The 2642-nt window shown below is 33.4% G+C and carries 2 protein-coding genes; one reads left to right on the top strand and one right to left on the bottom strand.

Annotation, left to right across the window (positions count from 1 at the left end; translation table 11 throughout):
- Positions 1-147: 147 nt before the first annotated feature.
- The gene (locus tag LIZ08_RS10135) at positions 148-960 is read left to right on the top strand and encodes a replication initiation protein (RefSeq protein ID WP_000254442.1); all 813 of its coding nucleotides are present in this window, start codon (positions 148-150) and stop codon (positions 958-960) included.
- A 78-nt stretch (positions 961-1038) separates the two neighbouring features.
- Here the strand turns inward: LIZ08_RS10135 and LIZ08_RS10130 are convergent, their stop codons facing one another.
- Positions 1039-2337, bottom strand: coding sequence for a plasmid recombination protein (locus LIZ08_RS10130; RefSeq protein ID WP_227038810.1), 1299 nt, complete (start codon positions 2335-2337; stop codon positions 1039-1041).
- Positions 2338-2642 lie beyond the last annotated feature (305 nt).

The raw sequence follows: 2642 nt of genomic DNA, 5'->3' as shown, positions 1-2642 counted from the left end.
ATTTTGTACCCCATTATTGACTATTTTGTACCCCATTATTGACTATTTTGTACCCTATTAATGACTATTTTGTACCCCATTATTGACTATAAAATTAAAAATTGATAGAATATAGCATAATAGGAAATATAGTAAAAGGTAAACAAGATGGTATCAAATAGAAAATCCAGTAAAATCTATGAAGAACTAGCTTCTCGTCAAAATTATTTAGTTGTCCAGGCGAATGACTTGGCCAAAGCATTTGGTAATTTAAAAGCTTTTGAACACAAGGTTTTAGACTACTGTTTTTCATCTGTAACGAAAGATAGTAGAGTTGGTGATGTCTTTACGGTTCATAGCCTTGACATTATGAAGCACTTTGGCTTAACTAAAAACGGTCAGAATTATAGACGGATTGCAGAAGCTTTTTCGAGACTTAACGAGAATACAGCCCTATATATCCCTGAAACATTGCCTGACGGTAGACGTTCAATAATCATGACTCAACTTTTCAGCAGAATAAGATTTATTGAGGATGGCCTTGTAGAGTTTAAATTCTCTGAAGATGCTGGACCTTTAGTTTTTGAGTTGAAAAGAAACTACTACTCTTTCCATTTGGATGAGTTAGGAAATGTGAAATCAAAGTATTCTTTGATCTTGATGAAACTTTGGGAAGCATATCGCTTAGGAAATCGAGAATATACAACCATTAAGGGAAGTTTAGAGGAATGGCAAGATTGGTTCTTGGGTGAAGAAAAGTCATGGCCTGCAGGTTTGTTTAAGAGGAATGCTCTCATGGTGGCATGTGAAGAACTAGAAATGAAATTCAACGCTGATATAGATTTAACAACTGTAAAAAAAGGACGAAAAGTTATCGGGTATGAGATGGTAATTAGGGATAGACGGATGCCAACCACTGCAGAGGTAATCATAGAGGCAGAGAAAGCATCACATCAGACAGATATCTATGATTTTTTGTAATTTGAACATGTATTAATAATTAGGACTTGCATATGCAAGTCCTTTTCTAGGAGGAGAAAAGAATATCCCCTAATTTATCTAACGATCTAAATCAAAATCTTGCCACAAACCTCCTTCAATTTCAGCTTCTTGACGTTCATAGATTTTATCTGAGATCTCATTTTTTTCCTCTTCAGATAAATATCTTTCAAACTCTGATTTAAAACGTTTATAAGTATCAGCTTCTTTCTTAGCTTCAAAATACTTATCCCAAGCATTTCGATTCTCTTTTTCCAATTTAGTTTTCTCTTTTTGGAATTCTGCTTTCAGTTCTTTGATCACATTCTTTAAAGATGAAATTGTAGAATGTAACTTTTTAATGAACCCTATTTGAAGAATAGACTCTTTAAAATCGTTCAACAAATTCGACAATGGGCTATAGTTCGCCTTCATGGCTATTCTATCAAACTCATCTTCAGGAACAATCACAACACGTTCACGGTTATTAAATAGCCCTCGCTCTTTGATTTCAAATTGACTTTTATCTACTTCAGTTTCACTGATCATTTTAAGACGTAACATAGCATTGATAGTTTGATCTTCTAATTTTGCTTTATCCAACTCTTCGGACATGTTTGCGACCTCATTCTTCAAGTGCTGCAGCTCCCTCTCTTCTTGCTGCTTCTGTAATTCAATTTGTCGCATAGTTTCTTTATATTCTCGCATATCCTTAATATCGTTCGTTTGACCTAACTTGCGTTCGATATTAACGTTTTTCATAAAGTATTGAATCCTATCAATTTCATGATCACGAAATTGTTTCAGTTGGCCACGTCCTTTTTCTTTAAATCCTTCCTGGAGAAGAGCTTTTGAAAAAGATGGTTGTTTCGAAAGACCATTTTTATACCCATCAGCAATAGGAACAACATTGAAATGAGCATGAGGAGCTCCATCTTCGTCTAAATGGACAACTGCATTATAGATGACTAAATGATCGTGCCGTTCATTAAAATCTCTTACGTAGCTTGCTAGGGCCTCTCCTACCTCTCTTTTTTTATTGAAATCCATCTTTTCCCAGTCGGATTTATTACCTACTGAGACTACAAATTCACGTTGCAGATCCAATGTCTTTGATTTTTTAACGTGTTTGTAGTAGTCTTCAATTTTTCTATCCTTCCTCCGTTGTTTTGAATTATAAGTATTTAAAGCATCGTCAAATTCATCGTGATAGACTTCTCTTATGTCACGTTTAATAATCGTTATATTTTCGTGGGACAATGCACGATTTATATGCCTGTGTTCATTACTCTTAAATTCTTCTTCGCTCAGATCTCTGTTATTATGACGTATATTTGTCATGCCAGTTTTTGTTTTAAAAGAAATGGTCATTTGATTCATTAGTTTATTTCCTCTCTTACTATTGTGATAGTAGTATGCCATAAATCGTAAAAGATAATAAAAATTTTTGAAAATTTCCGTTAAAAACGTGATTAACAAATTTATTTGAGCATTTGTTTTTAAAAAAGATGGTCTTATATAGTGACCATCTTTTTAGAATTTATAGAACACTATACAAGTCCATCTTTTCAAAATTCATGGAATACTATACAAGTCCATCTTTTCAGAATTCATGGATTACTATATAAGACCATCTTTTCAGAATTCATGGATTACTATATAAGACCATCTTTTCAGAATTCATG

Source organism: Streptococcus sp. 210928-DFI.4.42, assembly GCF_020554365.1.
Taxonomy (GTDB): Bacteria; Bacillota; Bacilli; order Lactobacillales; family Streptococcaceae; genus Streptococcus; species Streptococcus parasanguinis_S.
This window is presented reverse-complemented; position numbering and strand designations above follow the sequence as displayed.